Source organism: Streptomyces sp. NPDC003035 (assembly GCF_042888285.1).
Lineage (GTDB): Bacteria > Actinomycetota > Actinomycetes > Streptomycetales > Streptomycetaceae > Streptomyces.
In genome coordinates, this window is sequence record NZ_JBIAPJ010000001.1 from 39,407 (window position 1) to 63,634 (window position 24,228).

Annotated in this window: 22 protein-coding genes; 13 read left to right on the forward strand and 9 right to left on the reverse strand. The window is 71.2% G+C overall.

Annotated features, from left to right (window positions below; all coding sequences use genetic code 11):
* Positions 1–51: 51 nt before the first annotated feature.
* From ACFYV5_RS00180 to ACFYV5_RS00195, 4 genes are all read right to left on the reverse strand, one after another.
* Positions 52–972: an amino acid ABC transporter permease gene (locus ACFYV5_RS00180; protein ID WP_389162469.1), complete on the reverse strand. Its 921-nt coding sequence runs from the start codon at positions 970–972 to the stop codon at positions 52–54.
* On the reverse strand, positions 969–1,616 hold the full coding sequence (locus ACFYV5_RS00185) for an amino acid ABC transporter permease (protein ID WP_355106057.1): 648 nt from the start codon (positions 1,614–1,616) through the stop codon (positions 969–971). Before ACFYV5_RS00185 ends, ACFYV5_RS00180 begins: the two co-directional genes overlap by 4 nt.
* 127 nt (positions 1,617–1,743) lie before the next feature.
* Positions 1,744–2,661 (reverse strand): glutamate ABC transporter substrate-binding protein, encoded by a 918-nt coding sequence (locus tag ACFYV5_RS00190; protein WP_355106059.1) that lies wholly within the window; start codon positions 2,659–2,661, stop codon positions 1,744–1,746.
* Positions 2,662–2,723: 62 nt separating this feature from the next.
* Entirely contained in the window at positions 2,724–3,509 is a 786-nt protein-coding gene (locus ACFYV5_RS00195) for an amino acid ABC transporter ATP-binding protein (protein ID WP_355106061.1), read from the reverse strand.
* 264 nt (positions 3,510–3,773) lie between these two features.
* Between ACFYV5_RS00195 and ACFYV5_RS00200 the strand changes: the two genes are divergently transcribed.
* Both ACFYV5_RS00200 and ACFYV5_RS00205 read left to right on the forward strand, forming a co-directional pair.
* On the forward strand, positions 3,774–4,478 hold the full coding sequence (locus tag ACFYV5_RS00200) for a response regulator transcription factor (RefSeq protein WP_355106063.1): 705 nt from the start codon (positions 3,774–3,776) through the stop codon (positions 4,476–4,478).
* A gap of 16 nt (positions 4,479–4,494) precedes the next feature.
* Entirely contained in the window at positions 4,495–5,892 is a 1,398-nt protein-coding gene (locus ACFYV5_RS00205; protein ID WP_355106065.1) for a HAMP domain-containing sensor histidine kinase, read from the forward strand.
* Between the two features lie 62 nt (positions 5,893–5,954).
* On the opposite strand, the gene ACFYV5_RS00210 is transcribed toward ACFYV5_RS00205, so the two are convergent.
* Positions 5,955–6,953 (reverse strand): TAXI family TRAP transporter solute-binding subunit, encoded by a 999-nt coding sequence (locus ACFYV5_RS00210; RefSeq protein ID WP_355106073.1) that lies wholly within the window; start codon positions 6,951–6,953, stop codon positions 5,955–5,957.
* Positions 6,954–7,075: 122 nt separating this feature from the next.
* Positions 7,076–7,957 (reverse strand): LysR substrate-binding domain-containing protein, encoded by an 882-nt coding sequence (locus ACFYV5_RS00215; RefSeq protein WP_389162476.1) that lies wholly within the window; start codon positions 7,955–7,957, stop codon positions 7,076–7,078.
* A gap of 107 nt (positions 7,958–8,064) precedes the next feature.
* On the opposite strand from ACFYV5_RS00215, the gene ACFYV5_RS00220 reads away from it, so the two are divergent.
* From ACFYV5_RS00220 to ACFYV5_RS00240, 5 genes are all read left to right on the forward strand, one after another.
* Positions 8,065–9,267, forward strand: a complete 1,203-nt coding sequence (locus ACFYV5_RS00220) for a four-carbon acid sugar kinase family protein (protein WP_389162479.1) — start codon at positions 8,065–8,067, stop codon at positions 9,265–9,267.
* Positions 9,264–10,355, forward strand: coding sequence for a 4-hydroxythreonine-4-phosphate dehydrogenase PdxA (gene pdxA, locus ACFYV5_RS00225; RefSeq protein ID WP_389162482.1), 1,092 nt, complete (start codon positions 9,264–9,266; stop codon positions 10,353–10,355). Before ACFYV5_RS00220 ends, pdxA begins: the two co-directional genes overlap by 4 nt.
* 63 nt (positions 10,356–10,418) lie before the next feature.
* Complete coding sequence (locus ACFYV5_RS00230; RefSeq protein ID WP_389162485.1) at positions 10,419–11,105, forward strand: HisA/HisF-related TIM barrel protein; 687 nt, start codon at positions 10,419–10,421, stop codon at positions 11,103–11,105.
* Between the two features lie 54 nt (positions 11,106–11,159).
* Positions 11,160–12,680 (forward strand): tRNA (N6-isopentenyl adenosine(37)-C2)-methylthiotransferase MiaB, encoded by a 1,521-nt coding sequence (gene miaB / locus ACFYV5_RS00235; protein ID WP_355106082.1) that lies wholly within the window; start codon positions 11,160–11,162, stop codon positions 12,678–12,680.
* Between the two features lie 574 nt (positions 12,681–13,254).
* Positions 13,255–13,962 carry a class III extradiol dioxygenase subunit B-like domain-containing protein gene (locus ACFYV5_RS00240; protein ID WP_389162489.1) on the forward strand — a complete coding sequence of 236 codons (708 nt, stop codon included), beginning with the start codon at positions 13,255–13,257 and terminating at the stop codon, positions 13,960–13,962.
* A gap of 127 nt (positions 13,963–14,089) precedes the next feature.
* Here ACFYV5_RS00240 and ACFYV5_RS00245 read toward each other — a convergent pair whose 3' ends face one another.
* Positions 14,090–14,347 carry an antitoxin gene (locus tag ACFYV5_RS00245; RefSeq protein WP_355106086.1) on the reverse strand — a complete coding sequence of 86 codons (258 nt, stop codon included), beginning with the start codon at positions 14,345–14,347 and terminating at the stop codon, positions 14,090–14,092.
* A 51-nt stretch (positions 14,348–14,398) separates the two neighbouring features.
* Positions 14,399–14,701, reverse strand: a complete 303-nt coding sequence (locus ACFYV5_RS00250) for a hypothetical protein (protein ID WP_389162492.1) — start codon at positions 14,699–14,701, stop codon at positions 14,399–14,401.
* Positions 14,702–14,883: 182 nt separating this feature from the next.
* Between ACFYV5_RS00250 and miaA the strand changes: the two genes are divergently transcribed.
* From miaA to hflX, 6 genes are all read left to right on the forward strand, one after another.
* Positions 14,884–15,822 carry a tRNA (adenosine(37)-N6)-dimethylallyltransferase MiaA gene (gene miaA, locus ACFYV5_RS00255; protein ID WP_355106090.1) on the forward strand — a complete coding sequence of 313 codons (939 nt, stop codon included), beginning with the start codon at positions 14,884–14,886 and terminating at the stop codon, positions 15,820–15,822.
* A 107-nt stretch (positions 15,823–15,929) separates the two neighbouring features.
* Positions 15,930–16,394: a hypothetical protein gene (locus ACFYV5_RS00260; protein ID WP_355107192.1), complete on the forward strand. Its 465-nt coding sequence runs from the start codon at positions 15,930–15,932 to the stop codon at positions 16,392–16,394.
* Between the two features lie 96 nt (positions 16,395–16,490).
* Positions 16,491–17,387, forward strand: a complete 897-nt coding sequence (gene dapF, locus ACFYV5_RS00265; protein WP_389162496.1) for a diaminopimelate epimerase — start codon at positions 16,491–16,493, stop codon at positions 17,385–17,387.
* Positions 17,388–17,525: 138 nt separating this feature from the next.
* Positions 17,526–19,655, forward strand: coding sequence for a RelA/SpoT family protein (locus tag ACFYV5_RS00270; RefSeq protein ID WP_389162499.1), 2,130 nt, complete (start codon positions 17,526–17,528; stop codon positions 19,653–19,655).
* Between the two features lie 161 nt (positions 19,656–19,816).
* Positions 19,817–21,310, forward strand: coding sequence for a M1 family metallopeptidase (locus ACFYV5_RS00275; protein WP_389162502.1), 1,494 nt, complete (start codon positions 19,817–19,819; stop codon positions 21,308–21,310).
* A 119-nt stretch (positions 21,311–21,429) separates the two neighbouring features.
* Positions 21,430–22,923, forward strand: a complete 1,494-nt coding sequence (gene hflX / locus ACFYV5_RS00280; protein WP_355106098.1) for a GTPase HflX — start codon at positions 21,430–21,432, stop codon at positions 22,921–22,923.
* 134 nt (positions 22,924–23,057) lie between these two features.
* On the opposite strand, the gene ACFYV5_RS00285 is transcribed toward hflX, so the two are convergent.
* Positions 23,058–24,221 (reverse strand): hypothetical protein, encoded by a 1,164-nt coding sequence (locus tag ACFYV5_RS00285; RefSeq protein ID WP_355106100.1) that lies wholly within the window; start codon positions 24,219–24,221, stop codon positions 23,058–23,060.
* Between the last annotated feature and the right edge of the window lie 7 nt (positions 24,222–24,228).

The window sequence follows — 24,228 nt, forward strand, 5'->3', positions numbered from 1 at the left end:
GACAGGGGCAGCGGCGCGAACGCCACTGCCCCCGGATGATGTCACATACTGTCAGTTCTTCGTGATACCAGGCCCGTCGGAGCCGTCGGCCCTGTCACCGGCCGGTGCCGCGTCGTCGAGCACCCTGGGAGCCTCGGCCGGGTCGGCCGCCGCGTGCACCGCGATACCGGTCTTGGCCCGGCGGCCCCGCTTCTCGATCCAGGTCGCGAGCGCGGAGAGCGCCAGACACAGCACGATGTAGATGACGCCGAAGACGACGATCGTGGAGACGTACGGGTACTGGCCGTTGACCTGCGTGTTGGAGGCGATCAGCCGCGCCGAGTAGAGCAGTTCCGGGTACAGGATGACGAAGCCGAGTGACGTGTCCTTGAGCGTGACCACCAGCTGGCTGATGATCGTCGGCAGCATGGCGCGGACGGCCTGCGGCATCAGGACGGTCGTCATGACCTGCGTCTTGCTCATGCCCAGGGCGTACGCGGCCTCGCGCTGCCCCTTCGGCACCGAGTTCACGCCGGCGCGCAGGACCTCGGCCTGGACGCACCCGTTGTAGATCGACAGGCCGATGGCGAGGGCCCACATCGAGTAGTCGGTGAGAAAACCGACCCACACGGCGTAGATCGTGATCAGCAGCGGGATGGAACGGAAGAGCTCGATGAAGCCGGTGGCCACCACGCGGATGGGCGCGTGGTCGGAGAGCCGGGCGACGGCGAGCAGGACGCCGAGGACGAGCGAGCCGACGGCCGCGAGACCGAACGCCTTCAGGGTGGCGACGAGGGCGTCGGCGATGTTCTGCCGGATGCCCGCGTAGTTGAAGATGTCCCACATCGCGGGGGCGAGGTGCCCCTTGTCGCTCAGTCGGACGATGCTCACGGCGACGAGCACGACGATGGCGACGGTGCCCAGGACGGCGTAGATCCGGTTACGGACGCGCGCCTTGGGGCCCGGGGTGTCGTAGAGAACGCTGGCACTCATCGGGCGACCTCCATGCGGCGCTCAAGGAGACGGAAGATCCCGCTGATGGTGAAGGTGACGACGAGATACGCGGCGGCCACCCAGACGAAGATCGGGCCGATGGCGTAGCCCTCCTCGCTCATCAGCGTCTGCCAGCCGAAGAGCTCAGTCACGCTGAAGGCACCCGCGATGGCCGAGTTCTTGGTGAGCGCGATGAAGATCGAGCTCAGCGGCGGCAGTACGGTCCGGGTGGCCTGCGGCAGCACGATCATCCGCAGCGTCTGGGAAAAGGTCATGCCCAGCGAGCGGGCGGCCTCCGCCTGACCCAGCGGCACGGTGCTGATGCCGGAGCGGACCGCCTCGCAGACGAAAGAGGAGGTGTAGAAGCCGAGCGCGAGCGAGCCGAGCACGAAGGGGCTCATGCCCGGGAAGAGGATCTCCGGGACGACGAAGAAGGAGACGAGGAAGAGCAGCGTCAGCGGGGTGTTGCGCAGCAGCGTCACCCAGGCGGTGCCGAAGAAGCGCAGCGGCGGGACGGGCGAGACCCGGAAGCCGGCGACGATGATGCCGAGGACCAGCGCGATGACCGAGCTGACGGCGGTGATCGACACGGTTCCTATGAAGCCGTCGCGGAACTCCGGGAAATGGTCGAGCAGTACGTTCATGAGGTCTCCGCGTCGGCGGCCAGCGGCCTACGGACAAGGCATACGGGCAAGGCAGGGGGCGAGGCGTGCGCGCAGGGGGAGCGGCGCCCCGTACTCCCGTACGGGGCGCTCGCGTTCACGCGGGCTGTCAGTAGCGGTTGACGGCCGGCGGCGCGACGTACGCGGAGCCGGACAGACCCAGAGTTGCCTCGTAGATCTTCTTGTACGTGCCGTCCTTGATGTTCTTCTCGAGGATGTCGTTGACCTTGTCGCGCAGGACCTTGTCGCCCTTGTTCATGCCGATGCCGTAGGGCTCCTCGGTGAACGGCTTGCCGACGACCTTGAGCTTGCCGGCGTTGGCGGCGGCGTAGCCCTTGAGGATCGAGTCGTCGGTGGTGACGGCGTCGACCTGCTTGGTGAGCAGCTGCTGCACGCAGTCGGAGTACTTGCCGAGCTCGACGGTCTGCGCGCCGTACTCGGGCTTCTTGATCTCCTGCAGCGGGGTGGAGCCCGTGATGGAGCAGACCTTCTTGCCCTTCAGGGACTGCGGACCGGTGATCGCGGTCTCGTCCTTGCGGACCAGGAGGTCGGCGCCGGCCTTGTAGTACGGACCCGCGAAGCCGACCTGCGCCTTGCGCTTGTCGTTGATCGTGTACGTGCCGACGTAGTAGTCGATCTGGCCGCGCGAGATCGTCCCTTCACGCGACTTGGAGTCGACGGTCATCCACTCGATCTTGTCCTCGGTGAAGCCCAGCTCCGCCGCGATCATCTTGGCGATCTCGACATCGAAGCCGGACCGCTCCTTGGTGGCCTGGTCCTCGAAGCCGAGGTAAGGCTGGTCGGCCTTGGAGCCGATGATCAGCTTGCCGCGCTCCTTCGCCTTCTTGAAGGTGGGCGAGTCCAGGTTCACATCGGTGGCGACGATGTACTTGGGGAGCTGGGGGGCGCTCGAGTCGCCGGGCTTCACGGCGGGCTTGTCGCCGGCCGAGCCCTCCTTGCCACCACAGGCGGTCGCGGTGAGCGCGAGCACGGCGACGGCCACGGCCGCGGACTTGCGGAGCTTCATGGTGAACATCCCTTGGTTCGTGGGTTGTTGGACGCAGGGTGAATCATGCGGGCTGACCGTCGTCAGTGGTGCAGGATTTTCGAAAGGAAGTCCTTGGCCCGGTCGCTGCGCGGGTTGCTGAAGAACTCGTCCGGCGTGGCCTGCTCGACGATCTTGCCGTCCGCCATGAACACCACACGGTTGGCCGCGGAGCGCGCGAAACCCATCTCATGGGTGACGACCACCATCGTCATTCCGTCGCGCGCCAGCTGCTGCATGACCTCGAGGACCTCGTTGATCATCTCCGGGTCGAGAGCCGACGTCGGCTCGTCGAACAGCATGACCTTCGGGTCCATCGCCAACGCCCGTGCGATCGCCACGCGTTGCTGCTGACCGCCGGAGAGCTGCGCCGGGTACTTGTCCGCCTGAGTGCCGACACCCACCCGGTCGAGCAGCGCGCGGGCCTTGGTCTCTGCGGCCTTCTTCTCGGTCTTGCGGACCTTGACCTGCCCCAGCATCACGTTCTCGAGCACGGTCTTGTGCGCGAAAAGGTTGAACGACTGGAAGACCATGCCGACGTCGGCGCGCAGCCGGGCCAGCTCCTTGCCCTCCTGGGGCAGCGGCCGGTTGTCGATGGTGATGGTGCCGGAGTCGATCGTCTCCAGGCGGTTGATGGTGCGGCACAGCGTGGACTTACCGGACCCGGAGGGTCCGATGACGACCACGACCTCGCCACGGGCGATGGTCAGGTCGATGTCCTGGAGCACATGCAACGCGCCGAAGTGCTTGTTCACGTCGGACAGCACGACCAGGTCGCCCGCAGCCGCAACGGCGTCTTCCGAGCCCTTGGTCACTGACACTCCGCTCATCGGCTTCTTGCTCCGTCCTCCTCGGTTGGGGAGGACACTAAGCACGTGGTGCGACGAGCGTCATTACATCTGAGCGGAAATTGAGGATAACGATACGGCCTCAACCGGACACACTGCGTGAACGGGACGGCCGGTGGCGTACCGGGTGGATAACAGAAACCCCGGCGTAACAGAGGGACACTTGACTGTGACGCCGATGATCGGCGTTCATGCCCTGGTACACAGATAGCCATCACACGCTCACGAAGCCACCGGAGGGGGGCCATGAGACTCCTGCTCGTCGAGGACGACGACCATGTCGCCGCGGCCCTGTCCGCCGTACTGGCGAAGCACGGGTTCACGGTCACTCACGCCCGTAACGGCGAGGAGGCGCTGCAGGCGGTCCTGCCCGCCGCGCACGGGGAGCGCCCCTCCTACGGCGTGATCCTGCTCGACCTCGGCCTGCCCGACCAGGACGGGTACCAGGTCTGCGGCCGGATCCGTAAGCTCACCACCACACCCGTGATCATGGTGACCGCCCGGGCCGACGTGCGCTCCCGCATACACGGACTCAATCTCGGAGCCGACGACTACGTCGTCAAGCCGTACGACACCGGGGAGCTGCTCGCCCGGATCCATGCCGTCAGCCGGCGCACGGCCGGGGGCGAGGAGTCCGGCGCGGCAGGCGAGGAAGCCGCGCTGCGGCTCGGCTCCGTCGTCATCGAGCTGCCCACCCGCCGTGTCAGTGTCGACGGCAACGCCGTGCAGCTCACCCGCAAGGAGTTCGACCTGCTCGCGCTGCTCGCCCAGCGGCCCGGCGTGGTCTTCCGGCGGGAGCAGATCATCAGCGAGGTCTGGCGCACGAGTTGGGAGGGGACCGGCCGCACGCTCGAGGTGCATGTCGCCTCGCTGCGCTCCAAGCTGGCGATGCCCGCCCTGATCGAGACCGTGCGCGGCGTCGGCTACCGCCTGGTCGCCCCGGACGCGTAGCCGCCAGGGCCTCCACGTGCGCACGCGCCTCCTCCCGCTCCTCCTCGTCCTGATGGCCGGGGTGCTGCTCGCCCTCGGCTTCCCGCTCGCCGCCAGCCTGGCCGCGGCCGAGCAGCAGCGCGTGGTCGTCGACCGGCTCGACGACGCCGCGCGGTTCGCCGCGCTCGCCCAGTTCGTCGGCGAGTCCGATCCCGGGCTCGACGAGCGCCGCACGACGCTCCGCGGCGAACTCGCCAGCTACCACGACGTGTACGGCATCCGCACCGGCATCTTCTACCGCGACCGCCAGGCCATGGCCGCCGCGCCCGAGGACTGGACCGTCCCGTACGAGGGTGAGGGCCGCCGGGCCTTCCAGGAGGCGCTGCTCGGCCGGCGCAGCCACGACCCGCCCCAGGTCTGGCCCTGGCAGCCTAACGCCCGCCTCATCATCGCCTCGCCCGTCGTACGGGACGGTGACGTGGTCGCCGTCGTGGTCACCGACTCGCCCACCGGGCAGCTCCGTTCGCGCATCCTGCACGGCTGGCTCATCATCGCGGCGGGGGAGTCGGCGGCGATGCTGCTGGCCGTCGGCGCCGCGTTCCGGCTCACCGGCTGGGTGCTGCGGCCCGTGCGCGTGCTGGACGCCGTCACCCACGACATCGCCACCGGCCGGATGAAGTCGCGGGTGGCCGCGGCCGGCGGGCCGCCCGAACTGCGTCGCTTGGCCCGTTCGTTCAACGAGATGGCCGACAACGTCGAGGACGTCCTGGAACAGCAGCGCGCGTTCGTCGCCGACGCCTCCCACCAACTGCGCAACCCGCTCTCCGCGCTGCTGCTGCGCATCGAGCTGCTCGCCCTCGAACTGCCCGAGGGGAACGAGGAGATCGCCTCCGTCCGTACGGAGGGCAAGCGGCTCGCGCAGGTTCTCGACGACCTGCTCGACCTGGCGCTCGCCGAGCACGCCGCCGCGGATCTGCGGCTCACCGACATCGGCGCGCTGGCGGACGAGCGGATGGCCGCCTGGCGCCCGCTCGCCGAGGAGAAGGGCGTGCGGCTGAGCGGGGAGCGGCGGGCGGTGACGGCGTGGGCCGACCCGGTGGCGCTCTCCAGCGCGCTGGACGCGGTGATCGACAACGCGCTGAAGTTCACGCCGACGGGCGAGGAGGTGACGGTCACCGTGGCGGCCGGGGGCGACACCTGCACGATCGTGGTGGCGGACCACGGGCCAGGGCTGACGAGCGAGGAGCTCGAACGGGTCGGCGACCGCTTCTGGCGCAGCAATCGCCACCAGAACATCAAAGGATCGGGCCTGGGCCTGTCCATCTCCCGGGTCCTGCTGACGGCGGGGGGCGGCTCGATCACGTACGCGCCGAACGAGCCGCACGGGCTGAGGGTGACGGTCACGGTGCCGAGGACGCGGCCGCAGGGGCGGTGAGGGGGCTGGGCTGATGCCTGGCCTGTCGGCCAAGGCTGGTGCGGCTGCGGCTAGGGCTGCGATTACGGCTTCACGGAGCGGTAGTAGCGCCGGGCGCCCTCGTGCAGGGTCAGGGGCTCCGTGTAGATGGCGGTCCGCAGGTCCACCAGCTGGGCAGGGTGCACCTGACTGCCGATCCGGTCACGGCTTCTGATCACGGTGCGGGTGAAACCCTCGACGAGCGACGGATCCGCCGCGTCGGTCGTCACCAGAAGGTTGGCCACGGCCAGCGTCTCCACCCGCTGTCCGTCCTGCGCGCGGGTGTAGGCGTCCGCCGGGATGACGGCGGAGCGGTAGTGGCGGTTCGACTCGCCGACGTCGTGGAGGTTGTCGATCAGCGTCGCGTCCAGCGGAACGAGTCGTACCGGGAAGCGCTCGGACAGCGTCTGGACGGCTTTGGTGGGCAGACCGCCCGACCAGAAGAACGCGTCCAGCTGCCCCCGCTCCAGAAGGTCCGGCATGGTGTCGATGCCGGCCGAGACCGGCTCGATCTCGACATCGGGCGTGAGGCCGCCCGCCGCCAGGACCCGGTCCGCGATGAGCCGCACCCCGGAACCATCCTGGCCGACCCCGACCCGCAGCCCGCGCAGATCGGCCACCGACCGCACGGGCGAGTCCTTGCGGACGACGAGCTGCACGTAGTCGTCGTAGAGGCGGGCGCACCCGCGCAACTGCTCGAACCCCGGCTTGCGGTCCCGCTGGTACTGGGCCACGGCGTCGGACGTCGCGATGGTGAAGTCCGCCTCGCCGGAGGCGAGCCGCGCGAGGTTCTGCTGGGAGCCCTCGCTGTTCCGGAGCGTTATCGACACGTCCGGCAGATCGCGGGCGAGGGCCTGCTGCAACAGCTCGCCGTACTGCTGGTAGACGCCGGTGGGGACACCCGTACTGAACGTGACCCGGCCGCTCGGCGCCGGTGTACCGAACGGAACGAGCCACCACACGAGCAACCCGCACACCACCAGCAACGCCGCCGACACCTGGAGCAGGCGACGGCGGGCGGCACGGGAGAGCGAGGCGAGCATGGCGCGATCCTGCCAGCTCCCTCCCCACCCTGGCCAGGCCGATCACCCGGTTCCCGGGCCACGCGCGCGTGGCCCGGCGGGCGGACCGATTCGTCAGGAGCCGGTCGTGGTGAGAACGCGGGTCACAGCTCCGCCGCCTGGCTCCTCAGCCATCCGAGCAGGGCGGCGACCCGGTCGTCCTGTTCCGGCGGCTGAGGGCTGAGCAGGTGATAACCCGTGCCGTCCGCCATCAGCCCGAAAGGCGCCACCAGCTGTCCGCGCATGAGGTCGTCGTGGACGAGCGCGTACGGACCGATGGCGACACCGATCCCGGCGACGGCCGCCTGCAGTGCCAGGTAGAAGTGCTCGAAGGTCTGCTCCCCGGTGGCCTCGACCCGGTGACGCGTGAGTCGCTGCCAGTCGTTCCAGGCCCGTGGCCGGGTCTTCGTGTGCAGAATCGTCACGCCGACGACGCCGCCCTTGCCCGTCACCCGATCCGCCATGTCCGGACTGCAGACCGGCCCGATCCGTTCCAGGAAGAGCGGAGAGCGGCTCACGCCCTCCGGGACGGGAAAGTCGTCGCGGCGCAACGCGACGTCGACGGGGTCCCGGTCGAAGGAGACGGGACCGCCTCCCGCCGACAGGTGCACGTCGAGGCCGGGCACCCGGTCGGCGAGGTCCGGCAGGCGAGGGATGAGCCAGCGCATCAGCAGAGTGGGCTCGCAGGAGAGTGCGAGCGGACCGCCGCGCTCCCGGCGCGAGACCTCCCGGGCCGCGGCGTCCACCTGGTCGAGCGCGTCGCGGACGGCGGCCGCCAGGCGGCGGGCCTGCGGCGTCGGTCGAAGGGACCGCGTCCCCCGCTCGAAGAGCGTGATGCCCAGGGATTTCTCCAGGTTCTGGATCTGACGGCTGACCGCACCGTGGGTGACATGGAGCTCCTGGGCGGCCCGGGTCATGCTCGCGTGCCGCACGGTCGCCTCGAAGGGCAGCAGCGAATTCAGCGGAGGAAGATCAGGCCAGCGCATGTGTGCAATTTACTCACAGTTCCAGTGAGAAGGAATCGCTTGTCCAGCCGCTTTCCGAACGCCAGTGTTGATGTCGTCACCGGTCGGCGATCCGAGGAGGACGCAGCATGAACGTGGGGCCCCAGGCCGATCCCGTCGCGAGCATCGCGGTCCTCGCGGACGACCTCACCAGCGCGGGCGACGGCGCGGCACCCTTTCGCCGAGCCGGACACCGGGCGAAGGTGCTGCTCTCGCCCGACTCCGGGGCGGCGTTCGGCACGGCCGCGCCCGCGCTCGCGGGTGTCGTCGCCGTGGACCTCGGCAGCCGACTGCTGGACGAGCCCACGGCCGTGATCACGACCGCGCGGGCCGCCGGCGCGTTCGCGGCGGCGGACCTGCTGGTCAAGACGGTCGACTCGACGCTCCGGGGCCACGTGGCGGCCGAGGTCCGCGCCGCCCACGCCGCCTCGGGCCGACCGGCCGTCGTCGTCGCGCCCGCGTTCCCGGCCGAGGGCCGGACCACGGTCCAGGGTGTGCAGTACGTACACGGCGTACCGGTGCACGAGACGGCGTTCGCCCGGGACCCGGCCCACCCCGTGCGCTGCTCGGACCTCGCGCGGCTGCTGCCGGAGGCGGATCACCTGGAACCGGACCGGTTCGGAAAGCTGCCCGAACTGATCGAGCGGGGAGGCACCTTCGTGTGCTCGGCGGCCACGGACGCCGATCTCGACCATCTCGTCCTCTCGGTGCCTCAAACGGGCGATGTGCTCTGGGTCGGCTCCCCAGGGCTCGCCGCGGCGCTGGCGCGCCTCCACTCCCGCACGCCGGCGGCCGCGCTCCCCGGACTTCCGGGAGCGCGACGCCCGTTGGTGGTCGCCGGTAGCGCGAACCCGGCCACCCGGCGCCAGCTGAACCGACTACGGGAGAGGGTGGACGTGGCCGCGGCCGCCGTAGACGGCGACGCCGCCGCGGCCGTCCACGCCCTGCGGAGTGCCTCCGCGCCCGTGCTCGTCGTCCACACCCCCGACGGCCGCCGCACGGCCGCCTCTGACTCACTCACGGCCGATCTGGCCCACGCGGTGCGCGCGCTGGTGACGGGCGGACCGGTCGATGGACTCGTCCTCACCGGCGGAGAGACCGCCGTGGCTGTCCTCGAGGCTCTCCGCTCCGAAGGCATCGACCTGATCGACGAGCCCGAGCCCGGGGTCGCTCGCGGCATCCTGCTCGGACCGTCCCGCGTGCCCGTTCTGATCAAAGCAGGCGGCTTCGGCGACGAAGGAACCCTCGACCGGCTGTGCCGCCTCCTCATGGACGGAGGGTCTGCCGCATGAAGCCGCCGATCACTACCTCTTCAGCCGCCACGCCCCCCATCGCCGTCACCATGGGCGACCCGAGCGGCATCGGGCCCGAGATCACCGTCAAGGCGTACGCCGACCCGCGCCGCCGCCCTCCGATCGTCGTCATCGGCGACCCGGACGTCCTCGCCAGGGCCTGCCGCATCACGGGCACCGAGCTGACCGTCCGGCCGGTCGACTCCGTCGCGGAGGCGGCACACAGCGCCGGCGTCATGGACGTCCTGACCGAGGGCACGCTGCCCGAGGACCTCCCGCTGGGCGTGGTGGACGCCCGCGCCGGAGCGGCGTCCTTCCACTACGTACGCCGTGGCGTCGAGCTCGCCCTCAGCGGCGAGATCCGGGCCCTCACCACCGCACCGATCAACAAGGAGGCCCTCAGACTGGCGGGCCTGCCCTACCCGGGGCACACCGAAATCCTCGCCGAGCTCTCGGGCACGAGCGACTACGCCATGATGATGGCCAATGACGAGCTACGGATCGTCCTGGTCACCGTCCACCAGTCACTGCGTACGGCACTCGACGCGCTCACCACCACTCGCGAGCTGGAGATCATCCGGCTGACACACCGTACGCTCCGGGCCGGCGGTCGAACGGGCCTCCGCCCCCGCATCGCCGTCGCCGCCCTCAACCCCCACGCGGGGGAGAACGGGCTCTTCGGACGCGAGGACCTCGACATCATCGAACCGGCCGTCCGAGCCGCCCAGCGGGAAGGCATCGACGCCAGCGGCCCCTGGCCCGCCGACACCGTCTTCATGCGCGCCCGCGCAGGGGAGTTCGACGCCGTCGTGGCGCAGTACCACGACCAGGGGCTCATACCCGTCAAGTACCTGGGCCTGGAACACGGCGTCAACATCACCATCGGTCTGCCCTTCGTCCGGACCAGCGTCGACCACGGCACGGCCTTCGACCTCGCTGGCCAGGGCACCGCCGACCACACCAGCCTGCTCACCGCTCTGCACCAGGCCGACGACCTCGCGGGCGACGGATCCGGCGCCGCCCCGGCAGGGAGCCCGGCCGGCACCGCCGTCGCCGCCGGCCTCCGTCCCGCGCCGACCGACGTATGACCGGCACCCCTCCCGCACAGCCCGCCCGCGTTCGCCCCGAACCGACCCCCGAGGAACCCCGCCGTGGACTTCATCTTCATGCTCACCCGTGACGACCGGACCGTCACCGACTGCCTCGACGTCCTCGACGCCGTCCGGAACCTCGGCATCGGCGACATCAGCCACATCGGCTTCAAGGACGTCGGCGTCCGGCCCGCCACGCTCGCCCGCCTCCACCGGGCGATCAAGGACATGGGCGCCACCAGCTACCTCGAGGTCGTCAGCACCACCCGCGAGCAGGCCCTCGCCTCGGTGCGGTCCGCGATCGACCTGGGAGTCGACCGGCTCATGGGCGGTACCTGGATCGACGAGACACTGGCTCTCCTCACCGGCACCGGCATCGAGTACCTGCCCTTCGCGGGCGAGCCGCTCGGCCATCCCACACGTCTGGCCGGTGATCCGACGCGCATCGCCGAGGACTGCCGGCGGGCCGAGGCGGCGGGCTGCGCGGGCGTGGACCTCCTCGCCTATCGGGCCACGGACGCCGATCCGCTCGCCCTGGTCCGGGCCGCCCGGGCCGCCACCACGGGCAGGCTGGTGATCGCCGGCAGCATCACCACCGCCGACCAGATACAAGCCCTCGCGGACGCCGGAGCCGACGCCTTCACCATCGGCTCCGCCGCCTTCAGCGGCTCACTCCGCCCCGACGCGGGAACGCTCGGCGCCCAGCTCGCCGCCATCGTCGAAACCACCGCCACGACTGCGGGCTGACGGGACGCGGCGGCTCCGGACAGGGCAATGCCTGGCACCGCATACCCTTGTTCCATGACCAGCAGCGACCGGAGCCAGACAGTGGACGTCCAGCGAACCTACGAAGTGCGCACCTACGGGTGCCAGATGAACGTCCACGACTCCGAGCGGCTCTCCGGTCTGCTGGAGGACGCCGGGTACGTCCGGGCCCCTGAGGGCTCCGACGGTGACGCCGACGTCGTCGTCTTCAACACCTGCGCGGTCCGCGAGAACGCCGACAACAAGCTGTACGGCAACCTCGGCCGGCTCGCCCCCAGGAAGACCACGCGCCCGGGCATGCAGATCGCCGTCGGCGGCTGTCTCGCCCAGAAGGACCGCGAGACCATCGTCAAGAAGGCCCCCTGGGTCGACGTCGTCTTCGGCACGCACAACATCGGCAAGCTGCCGGTCCTCCTGGAGCGCGCCCGCGTCCAGGAAGAGGCCCAGATCGAGATCGCCGAGTCGCTGGAGGCCTTCCCCTCCACGCTGCCGACCCGCCGCGAGTCCGCCTACGCCGCCTGGGTCTCGATCTCCGTCGGCTGCAACAACACCTGCACCTTCTGCATCGTGCCGGCGCTGCGCGGCAAGGAGGAGGACCGCCGCCCCGGTGACATCCTCGCCGAGGTGGAGGCGCTGGTCGCCGAGGGCGTCTCGGAGATCACCCTGCTCGGCCAGAACGTCAACGCGTACGGCTCCGACCTGGGCGACCGCGAGGCCTTCTCGAAGCTGCTGCGCGCCTGCGGCGAGATCGAGGGCCTGGAGCGGGTCCGCTTCACCTCGCCGCACCCTCGCGACTTCACCGACGACGTCATCGCGGCGATGGCCGAGACGCCGAACGTGATGCCGCAGCTCCACATGCCGCTGCAGTCCGGCTCGGACACCGTCCTGAGGGCGATGCGCCGCTCGTACCGCCAGGAGCGCTTCCTCGGCATCATCGAGAAGGTGCGCGCGGCCATCCCGCACGCCGCCATCTCCACCGACATCATCGTGGGCTTCCCCGGCGAGACCGAGGAGGACTTCGAGCAGACGATGCACACGGTCCGTGAGGCACGCTTCGCCAACGCCTTCACCTTCCAGTACTCCAAGCGGCCCGGGACCCCCGCGGCCGAGATGGATGGGCAGATCCCCAAGGAGGTCGTGCAGGCGCGGTACGAGCGTCTCGTCGCCCTCCAGGAGGAGATCTCCTGGGAGGAGAACAAGAAGCAGGTGGGCAGGACGCTGGAGGTCATGGTCGCCGAGGGCGAGGGCCGCAAGGACGGCACCACGCACCGCCTCTCCGGCCGCGCCCCCGACAACCGGCTGGTCCACTTCACCAAGCCGGAGGAGGAGGTCCGCCCCGGCGATGTGGTGACTGTCGAGATCACCTACGCCGCCCCGCACCACCTGCTCGCCGAGGGACCGACGACGTCGGTACGCCGTACCCGCGCCGGCGACGCCTGGGAGAAGCGCACCGCCGCGCCCGCCACCAAGCCGGCGGGCGTCCTCCTCGGCCTGCCGAAGATCGGCGTGCCGGAGCCGCTGCCCGCAGCCTCGGCGCCGGCCTGCGGAAGCCACTGACACCAGCGGGAGCGCCCGGGACCCAGCAGTGGCGCCCGGTCCGGCGGCAGCCTGGGGCCGCCTGCGGTAGCCGCCGACACCTGCCGTGGCCCCGGGACGCCGCGAGCCGCCGGGCCCCGAGTAGCCCCCGGTCACCTGCGGTAGCGCCCGGCCCCGCGGAGCCCCGGGCCACCTGCGGTAGCCGCCGACACCTGCCGTGACCCCGGGACGCCGCGAGCCGCCGGGCCCCGAGTAGCCCCCGGTCACCTGCGATAGCGCCCGGTCCGGCGGCAGCCCGGGGCCGCCCGCGGTAGCGCCCGGTCCGGCGGCAGCCCGGGAGACCTGCGGCGGCCGCCGGACATCTGCGATAGCCCCCGAACGTCGCTGTAGCCCCGGGACTCCAGTGGTGGCGCCCGGCATCGCGGCAGCCGCGGGCGTCTTCGGTGGCCGCGGCCTTGCGGTGGCCCTCGGGCCCTTGCAGTAGCGCTCGGCCCCCGGCAAGCCTCGGCGGAGCGGCGGCTGTCCACCGGGCCACGCCGGTGCCCTTCCGTGCTCCATGGCCGGGAGCGGAGGGTGTCGCAGTAGGCTGCGGATCATGCTTGTCGCCGCAGCTGTGTGTCCCTGTCCTCCCCTGCTCGTGCCCGAGGTGGCGGCCGGGGCCGCCGGTGAGCTCGACCGAGCCCGCACGGCCTGTTCCGACGCCCTCGCGCTGCTCGCCGCCTCCCGGCCCGACCGGCTCTACGTCGTCGGTCCGGCGGACGAGACCGCGGGCGGACAGTTCGCCGCCGGTTCGATGGGCGGCTTCGCCGGCTTCGGCGTCGACCTGTCCGTACGGCTCGGCGACGGGCCGGCCGGAGAGCGGCCGCTGCCCGCCTCCCTCGCCGTCGCAGCCTGGCTCCTCGAGCGCACCGACTGGGCCGGCGCGCCGGTCGTGGGGCTCGGCGTCGGAGAGTCGCTGGACACCGCGAGGTGTGTCTCCACCGGACGGGAACTGGCCGCCGCGGCGGATCGTGTCGCGCTCCTTGTGATGGGCGACGGCAGCGCATGCCGGACGCTCAAGGCCCCGGGCTACCTGGACGAGCGCGCCGCCGCCTTCGACGCGGAGGCAGCCCGTGCGCTGGGCGCCGCCGACCTGGACGCCCTCCTCGCGCTGGACCCGAACCTCGCGTCCGAGCTGAAGGCGGCCGGCCGGGCCCCCTGGCAGGTCCTCGCGGGCGCCGCCGAGGGCGCGGGCCTCGAGGGCAGGCTGCTGTACGAGGACGCGCCGTACGGCGTCGGCTACTTCGTGGCCGCATGGTCGTAGCGCGCTTCCCGGAACGCGAACGACGAACAGCGAACGACTAACGGCGAACGCGAACGGCGGACGGCCGCGGAGCAGAGCGCTCTGCGGCCGTCCGCCGTGCGGAGGGGCTGTCGGGTGACGCCGGGCGTCAGCCGGCCGGCGGCGGCGGCGTCGGGCCTTCGCCCTTGGGGCCGTCGTCCTTGTGGGCGATCCGGTCAAGCGCGTCCTTGGCCTTGCCGGTGCCGGACTCGATCTTGGCGCTGTACTTGCCCTTGGTCTTCTCGTCGACCAGCCTCGCGGCCTTCTCCAGGCCGTGGTCGATCTTCTGCTCGTGCTGCTGCGCGAGATCCGAGACCTTCTCCTTGGCAGGGGCGAGCTTGGCCTTCAGTGAATCCAGGAGACCCATGGGTCACCATCCCTCCGGTGAGTCCGTATTGCCGTGCTCTGTCGCCAGGAGCTACTTCCGGGCGCCTTCACCGGCCTCGTTGTCCGCGGCCGCCTCGGCCGACTGCTGCTTCGGGATCTCGACCGCCTCGACCGCCTCGACCGCGGACTCGACCACCTCGACACCCTCGGGCGTCTCCGCGCTCCCGCCGACCCCGGCGGCACCTTCCGCGCCTTCGGGCTCGGAGTCCCCGGCCTGGCGAGAAGCGGCCTCGGTCTCCTCCGCCGACTCCGTCAGAGCGACGGCCTGGGCCTCCTCCGTCGACGCCTCGGCAGCTTCCTTACCCTTGCGGCGAAAAATTGCAAAAACGCCCATTACCACTCCATAGCGTACTCGTGTGGGAGAAGTCCCGCGGCGCCCGGGGCGCCCCATTGCGCCACCCGGCGCAGCCGATACGGAAACCGGCGGTCGGAACCTCGCAACTGGCAACGAACCCGGTTGCGGCCCGTCACGTCGCTCGTTCGGGGACCCGCCAGGAGGTTTGCGAGACTGGGGCGGTGAGAAGTGCAGCTCCCGCCCCGCGGGTCATCGCCGTCGTCGGTCCCACAGCGGCCGGAAAGTCCGATCTGGGTGTATTCCTGGCCCAGCAGCTCGGCGGCGAGGTCGTCAACGCCGACTCGATGCAGCTCTACCGAGGGATGGATATCGGTACCGCCAAGCTGACGCTCGAGGAGCGCGGCGGCATCCCCCACCACCTCCTCGACATCTGGGACGTGACGGAGGCCGCCAGCGTCGCCGAGTACCAGCGCCTCGCGCGCGCCGAGATCGACCGGCTGCTCGCCGCGGGCCGGACGCCCGTCCTGGTCGGCGGCTCCGGCCTGTACGTACGCGGCGCCATCGACGCCCTCGAGTTCCCGGGCACCGACCCGGCCGTACGGGCTCGCCTGGAGGCGGAGCTGGAGGAGCGGGGCTCCGGCGCGCTGCACCTCCGCCTCGCCGCGGCCGACCCCGAGGCCGCGCGCGCGATCCTGCCGAGCAACGGCCGCCGCATCGTCCGGGCCCTCGAAGTCATCGAGATCACCGGCAAGCCCTTCACGGCCAACCTGCCCGGGCCGGACTCCGTCTACGACACCGTGCAGATCGGCGTGGACGTGGAGCGCCCCGAGCTCGACGAACGGATCACCGCGCGCGTGGACCGGATGTGGGAGGCCGGGCTCGTGGCGGAGGTGCGCACGCTGGAGGCGCAGGGGTTGCGGGAGGGGCGCACGGCCGCCCGCGCGCTCGGCTATCAGCAGGTACTCGCGGCGCTCGCGGGGGAGTGCACCGAGGACGAGGCGCGCGCCGAGACTGTACGCGCCACCAAGCGCTTCGCGCGCCGCCAGGACTCGTGGTTCCGGCGCGACCCGCGGGTTCACTGGCTCAGCGGAGCGGCGGAACACCGCGGGGAACTCCCTGGTGAGGCGCTGGCGTTGGTCGAACGAGCGGTTACAGCCTGATCACGTGATGGCATCGGGACGCCACGCCCGTCATTCCAGCGGTCCTTGGCGTGCCATCATCGAGCATCGATCGACGCAGTGGAGTCCGAGTGGGAGGGCGCGTGGCGATGGAGGCCGGCCCTCGCAACAGAGAACAGCAGGACGCGGTCCGCGGCGAAGCCGCGGCTGAGACGCCCGGATTGAGCCCGGACGGTCCGGACGACGCCGAAGGCACGTCCGTCGAGATCGACGCCGACGAGGTCGAGGTCGAGCTGCGGCCGCAGCGCCGGCTGCGGATCTGGCAGCTCGCGCCCATCGTGGGACTCGCCGCCGTCGGCTCGCTGATGTTCGCCTTCCCCCTCGCCTTCGGTTCCGGCGAGGGCGGCGCCGTCGTCGCCATGCTGGGCCTGCTGATCAGCTCCTGCGCGGCCGGCTGGGGCATGATGGCCGCCCGCAAGGTGGGTCACACCTGGCCGGGCCTCCCGGCCCGCGGCTCCGGTGAGCGGCCGAACTGGCGCGTGATCGCCCTGTACGTGTTCTTCAGCGCGCTCCTCGTCGTCCTGGCCGTCTGGCGCGTGGCCCGCCTCCGCTGACCCCGGCCGCTCATGGCGCTCCGGACGCGCCCGGCACGCCACCCGCGCCGTGGGCCGTCGAGGGCCCTGTCCGACCCGACCCGTACAGTTGATCCCGTGACCACCACGCAGATCTCGCCGCTCGCATTCCTCAAGGGCCACGGGACCGAGAACGACTTCGTGATCGTCCCCGACGCCGACAACGCCGTCGCCCTCTCCCCCGCGGCCGTCGCACGCCTGTGCGACCGGCGGGCCGGAATCGGCGGCGACGGTCTGCTGCACGTGGTCCGCAGCGCCGCCCACCCCGAGGCCCGGGACATGGCCGACGAGGCGGAGTGGTTCATGGACTACCGCAACGCGGACGGCTCGGTCGCCGAGATGTGCGGCAACGGAGTCCGCGTCTTCGCCCGCTACCTCCAGCACGCCGGACACGTCACCGCCGGTGAGGTCGCCGTCGCCACCCGCGGCGGGGTCAAGCGGGTCCACCTCGACAAGGACGGCTCCGTCACCGTCTCCATGGGCCGCGCAGTGCTCCCCGAGGACGGCGTCACCGTCACCGTGGAGGGCCGGAGCTGGCCCGCCCGCAACGTGAACATGGGCAACCCGCACGCCGTCGCCTTCGTCGAGAGCCTCGACCACGCGGGGAACCTCTTCACCGAGCCGCCGTACAGCCCCGCCGAGGTGTACCCCGACGGCGTCAACATCGAGTTCGTCGCCGACCGCGGCCCCCGCCACGTCGCCATGCGTGTACACGAGCGAGGTGCCGCGGAGACTCGCTCCTGCGGCACGGGCGCGTGTGCCGTCGCCGTGGCCACCGCGCGCCGGGACGGCGCCGATCCCGCGGTGATCGGCACCCCCGTCACGTACACCGTCGACGTCCTCGGCGGCACGCTGATCATCACCGAGCACCCCGACGGCGAGATCGAGATGACCGGCCCGGCCGTGATCGTCGCCGAGGGCACGATCGAGCCCTCCTGGCTCGCCGACGGAGAAACCGAAACAGTCAACGACTGATCGTTCGCTCGAATGGGTGATCCGGTTCACGCTGGGCGAGAGCGGCACTGCGCTCCGTGGTGGGGTCGGTAGCATCAAGCACCGGCCCGGCGGGCATGCCTTGCCCGCCCCCGCCGGTCGACGCCGCCGGAGGTGCCCATGAGTGCAGAGGCCACCAATCCTGTGAGCGCAGCGGAGGCCGACGGCCCCGACGCTCCCAGCCGCAGGCGCGCCCGTCCGAGGATCGACCTCCGTCGGCTGGGCCGTGCCGCTCTCCTCGGTCCCGCCACCAGGGACCGGTTGCCCGACGCCATCGGGCATGTCGCCGAGGCACACCGCGCCCACCACCCCGACGCCGACCTCGCCGTGCTGCGCCGGGCGTACGTCCTCGCCGAGTTCTCGCACCGCGGACAGTTCCGCAAGAGCGGCGAGCCGTACATCACCCACCCGCTCGCGGTCACCCTCATCCTCGCCGAACTCGGTGCCGAGACCACGACCTTGACCGCCTCGCTCCTCCACGACACCGTCGAGGACACGGAGGTGACGCTTGACCAGGTGCGCGAGCAGTTCGGTGACGAGGTCGCCTATCTCGTCGACGGCGTGACCAAGTTGGAGAAGGTCGACTACGGCGCCGCCGCCGAACCCGAGACCTTCCGCAAGATGCTCGTCGCCACCGGCAACGACGTCCGGGTCATGTCGATCAAACTCGCCGACCGGCTCCACAACATGCGCACCCTCGGCGTGATGCGGCCCGAGAAACAGGTCCGGATCGCCAAGGTCACCCGGGACGTCCTCATCCCGCTCGCCGAACGGCTCGGCGTCCAGGCACTCAAGACCGAACTGGAGGATCTCGTCTTCGCGATCCTCCACCCCGAGGAGTACGAGGACACCCGCGCGCTCATCGCCGAGAACACCGGCGCGGGCGACGCGCTCGCCGTCATCGCCGACAGCGTCACGGCCGTGCTGCGCGACGCCGGTATCGCCGCCGAAGTCCTGGTCCGGCCCCGGCACTTCGTCTCCGTCCACCGTGTCCGCCTCAAGCGCGGCGACCTGCGGGGCAGCGACTTCGGACGGCTCCTCGTCCTCGTGAGCGAGGACGCCGACTGTTACGCCGTCCTCGGCGAACTCCACACGTGTTTCACCCCGGTGATCTCCGAGTTCAAGGACTTCATCGCCGCACCCAAGTTCAACCTGTACCAGTCGCTGCACACCGCCGTCGCCGCCCCGGACGGGGCCGTCGCCGAAGTCCTCATCCGTACGCACCAGATGCACAAGGTCGCCGAGGCCGGCGTCGTCGCGCTCGGCAACCCGTACACCCCTCCGACGGGCGGCGACGGCACCGAACCGGTCGAGGACGGGGAGCGCGCCGACCCCACCCGCCCCGGCTGGCTCTCCCGGCTCCTCGACTGGCAGCAGGCCACCCCCGACCCCGACACCTTCTGGACCTCGCTCCGCGCGGACCTCGCGGAGGACCAGGAGATCACCGTCTTCCGCGCCGACGGCGGAACTCTCGGCCTGCCCGCCGGAGCGAGCTGCGTCGACGCCGCCTACGCGCAGCACGGGGACGCCGCCCACGGCTGCCTCGGCGCCCGCGTCAACGGCCGACTGGCGACGCTCAGTACGGTGCTGAACGACGGTGACACGGTGCAGCTGCTGCTCGCCGCGGACACCGCGTCGGGGCCGTCCCCCGCGTGGCTGGACCACGCCCGCACCCCCGCCGCGCGCATCGCGATCACCGCATGGCTCCAGGCGCACCCGGAAGCCGCGAGAACACCGGCGGCCGACCCCCGGCCGCCGCTCTCCTTCACCGCCGACCGGCGGTCGGGCGCCAAGCTCCATGCCGACCTGCCGGACGCCCCGTCCGCCGCCGTGCGGCCGGCCGGCTGCTGCACCCCCGTACCCCCCGACGAGATCACCGGCTTCCAGGTGCGCGGCGGATCGGTCACCGTCCACCGCACCGGATGCGCCGCCGTCGACACGATGAGACGGCTCGGGCGCACACCCGTCACGGTCCACTGGGGCGACACCGCCGAGTGCCGCGTCACGCTCGTCGCCGAGTCCTTCGGCCGCCCCCGCCTCCTCGCCGACCTCACCGAGGCAATCGCCACCGCGGGCGTCGCGGTCGTCTCGGCGACGGTCGAGCCGCCCAGCGAGCAGCGAGTCCGGCACACGTACACCCTGCAACTCCCGGACGCCGCCGGGCTGCCCGCCCTGATGCGCGCCATGCGGGACGTGCCAGGGGTGTACGACGTGAGCCGCGCCCGGCACCCCGCCTCGCACGACGAGTGACGTCGGGGCCGCGGTGGCGTCAGGGCGCCGGTGGCGTCAGGGCGCCGGTGGCATCGAGGCGCCACATGCGTGCGGGTGACGCCATCGCCAGGGTGACCCCTTCGAGTGGCGGGCGAGCGCGCCGCCCGGGGGAGGGGCGCGGGCCCTGGTAGCCGTAGCCCATGCCGATCACACCCCGTCATCCCTCCCCACGCGCGCGGTGGCTGCGTTCCGCCGTCCTGGTCGCCGCCTCGGCCGGCCTCGTCGCGGCCTCCCTCCCCGCGCCCGCGCCGCTCGGCATCGGAGACCCGCTCTTCCCCCACCTCGGCAACCCGGGATACGACGTCCTCTCGTACGACATCGACCTCACCTACCGGGGCAAGAACACCGAGCCACTCGCGGCGGTGACCCGCATCGAGGCACTCGCCACCGCCGACCTGGAGCGGATCAACCTCGACTTCACGCACGGCCAGGTCGCCTCCGTCACCGTCGACGGCGAACCGGCCGAGTTCGTGACCAGCGGCGAGGACCTGGTGATCACACCGGTCCAGCCGACGGAGGACGGCGACCCGCTCACCATCGCCGTCACCCACACCAGCGATCCCCGTGGCCCCGCCGACACCGGCGGCTGGGTCCGCACGGGCGACGGCCTCGCCATGGCCAACCAGGCCGACGCCGCCCACCGGGTCTTCCCCTCCAACGACCACCCCGCCGACAAGGCGCTCTTCACCTTCCGGATCACCGTCCCCAGCTCTCTGACGGCCGTCGCCAACGGCCTGCCGACGGGCCGGACCACCGACGGGTCCACCACCACCTGGACCTACCGCACCCGCCACCCCATGGCCACCGAGCTCGCCCAGGTCTCCATCGGCCGCACCACCGTCGTCCACCGGACCGGACCGCACGGGCTTCCCCTGCGGGACGTGGTGCGCACCGCCGACCGTGACCTCATGGAGCCGTGGCTGAAGCGCACCCCCCGTCACCTGGAGTGGATGGAGCGCCAGGTCGGCCGCTACCCCTTCGAGACGTACGGACTCCTGGTGGCCGACGCCGAGACCGGGTTCGAGCTGGAGACCCAGACCCTGTCTCTCTTCGAGAGAAGGCTCTTCGCCGAGCCCGGGTTCCCGGAGTGGTACGTCGACTCGATCATGGTCCACGAGCTGGCCCACCACTGGTTCGGGAACAGCGTCTCGCCCCGCACCTGGTCGGACCTGTGGCTCAACGAGGGGCACGCGACCTGGTACGAGGCGCTGTACGCGGAGGAGACCGCGAAGCAGTCGCTGGAGCGGCGCATGAAGGCCGCCTACGGGGCCTCGGACGGCTGGCGGGCGGCCGGCGGACCACCGGCCGCCCCCGAGCCGCCCTCACCTGGGCAGAAGATCAGCCTCTTCCGGCCCGTCGTGTACGACGGCAGCGCCCTGGTCCTCTACGCACTGCGCCAGGAGATCGGCAAGGACGCCTTCCAGCGACTGGAGCGCCGCTGGGTGAGCGAGCACGCCGACTCCACCGCCACCACCGCCGACTTCACGGAGCTCGCCTCCGAGGTGGCAGGCCGTGATCTCACGTCGTTCTTCTCCGGCTGGCTGTACGCGAAGAAGACCCCGCCGATGCCCGGGCACTCGGACTGGCGCTCCGGCCCGGCCGGCGAAGCCCGCAGCGCCGCGAAACCCGGATGACGGGCCCGGGCGGGCCGTGTCACCATCGTCTGGTCGACGACGCGGCCGGCCCGGGAATCTTTCGGTGCCGTCACACGTTGTGATCGACGTAACGACTTTCCTATCGACGTAAGGATCCAATGACCTCCTCTTCATCCCCTTCCCAGGACGAGCAGAGCTTCGCGGAGACGAGCCGCACCGAGAGCCTTCGGGCCGATGCCCTGATGGAAGAGGACGTCGCCTGGAGCCACGAGATCGACGGAGAGCGGGACGGCGATCAGTTCGACCGCTCCGAGCGCGCGGCCCTGCGGCGCGTCGCGGGACTCTCCACCGAGCTCGAGGACGTCACCGAGGTCGAGTACCGGCAGCTGCGCCTGGAGCGCGTCGTGCTGGTCGGCGTATGGACCTCGGGGACCGTTCAGGACGCGGAGAACTCCCTGGCGGAACTCGCGGCCCTCGCCGAGACGGCGGGCGCCCTGGTGCTCGACGGCGTGATCCAGCGCCGTGACAAGCCGGACCCGGCCACCTTCATCGGTTCCGGCAAGGCCCGTGAGCTGCGGGACATCGTGCTCGAGACCGGCGCCGACACGGTGGTCTGCGACGGCGAACTCAGCCCCGGCCAGCTCATCGCGCTCGAAGACGTCGTCAAGGTGAAGGTGGTCGACCGGACCGCCCTCATCCTGGACATCTTCGCCCAGCACGCCAAGTCCCGAGAGGGCAAGGCGCAGGTCGCGCTCGCGCAGATGCAGTACATGCTGCCGCGACTGCGAGGCTGGGGTCAGTCGCTCTCCCGTCAGATGGGTGGCGGCGGCGGTGGCGGCATGGCCACCCGTGGTCCCGGTGAGACCAAGATCGAGACCGACCGGCGTCGTATCCGCGAGAAGATGGCGAAGATGCGCCGGGAGATCGCGGAGATGAAGACCGGCCGGGACATCAAGCGGCAGGAGCGGCGCCGCCACAAGGTGCCGTCGGTCGCCATCGCCGGATACACCAACGCCGGCAAGTCCTCACTGCTCAACCGACTGACCGGCGCGGGTGTGCTGGTGGAGAACGCACTGTTCGCCACCCTCGACCCGACCGTGCGCCGGGCCGAGACGCCCAGTGGCCGGGTGTACACCCTGGCCGACACCGTCGGGTTCGTACGGCACCTGCCGCACCACCTGGTCGAGGCGTTCCGCTCCACCATGGAGGAGGTCGGCGACTCCGATCTCATCCTGCACGTGGTGGACGGATCGCACCCGGCTCCGGAGGAGCAGCTGGCCGCCGTGCGCGAGGTGTTCCGGGACGTCGGCGCGGTGAACGTGCCGGAGGTCGTGGTCGTCAACAAGGCGGACGCGGCCGACCCGCTGGTCCTGCAGCGGCTGATGCGCGCCGAGCGCCATGCGATCGCGGTCTCCGCCCGTACGGGCGAGGGCATCGAGGAGCTGCTCGCGCTCATCGACGCCGAACTGCCGAGGCCGCAGGTCGAGATCGAGGCGCTCGTGCCGTACACCGAGGGCGGTCTGGTGTCCCGGGTGCACGCCGAGGGCGAGCTGCTCTCCGAGGAGCACACGCCGGAGGGCACGCTGCTCAAGGCGCGTGTGCACGAGGAGCTGGCGGCGTTCCTGATGCCGTACGTTCCGGCCGCTCACTGATCGGTTCCCGTTCATGCGGAAGGCCCCGCCCCCTCACCGAGGGGGCGGGGCCTTCCGCATGAGTCGTACGGGCCCTGAGCCGGGCCGCGAGACGGGCCTTGACCCGGGCCTTCACCTGGGTCTTCGGGGACGGATCAGCGAGCGAACTTCTTGCTCACCATCTCGTGCGCGTTCTGCGCGCCACGGCCCAGGAGCGGTCCCGCCAGCCAGCCGTTGCCGCCGGCCGGGCCGATCGAGGTGTTCGAGACCAGCGCGGTCTTCCCGTTCGGCAGCACGCGGAACCAGCCACCACCCGAGGAACCGGCGGTCATCGTGCAGCCGATGCGGTACATGGTCGGCGTGGCGGGTGCCGTGACCATCCGGCCCGCCCGGTCGAGACACTTGTGCATGATCACACCGTTGTACGGCGGCGCCGACGGGTAGCCCCAGGCGCCGATCGTCCCGGCCCCCGCGGGAGTCGGTGCCGAGAAGTCCATCGGCAGCGCGGCGCCGACGGTCTCCTCCAGGGACTTCTTGCCCCGCTGCGGCTGGACGTGCAGCACGGCGTAGTCGTACGGCCAGGCGGCGTTCGTCCCGCCGCGGTTGATCCACTCGTTGGAGGTCACGGCCCAGTCGGCCCAGTACTGGCCGTAGGGCGCCTCTTGGTGCGGCTGGGCGTTGCGCAGCGCGGACGGGGACTTGCCGAGGTCGTTGTAGGCCGGGACGAAGGTGATGTTGCGGTACCAGCCGCCCTGCTGACCGGCGTGGACGCAGTGGCCCGCGGTCCACACCATGTTCGACTTGCCGGGCCGGCGCGGGTCCTTCACGATCGTGCCGGAGCAGACCATGTGCCCCTTGGGCGAGTCGAAGAAGATCTTGCCGACCGGCGCCGCGTTGCGGTGGTACGGCGTCTTCTCCCGCTGGGCCTGGACGGGCCGCGGCACGGGGTCGCTGCCACCGCCCGCCGTGGTGGCGATCGTCTGGTCCGGGCTCTTCGCCGACTGCATCCGCTGGGAGTCCCAGAGTCCGTCGATCACCGGGTTGACGAAGTCCTCGGCCTCACGGAGCCAGGTGTCGGTGTTCCAGTTCTTCCACTCGCCGTCCCTCCACTTGTCCGGGTCGACGCCGTGCTTCTTCAGCTTGTCGGTGAGCTCCTTGGGGAGAGCGGCCTGGCCCTCTCCCGTGGCGGAGGCGGAGGCGCTGGCCCCGGCCGCGGGCTTGTCGGCCGCCGGCGTCTCGGTGGGACCGCAGGCGGTGGCGGTCAGCGCGAGCGCCGAAGCCAGCGCGGCGAAGGCCGGTATGAGTCGTGTGGTGCGCATGAGTCGG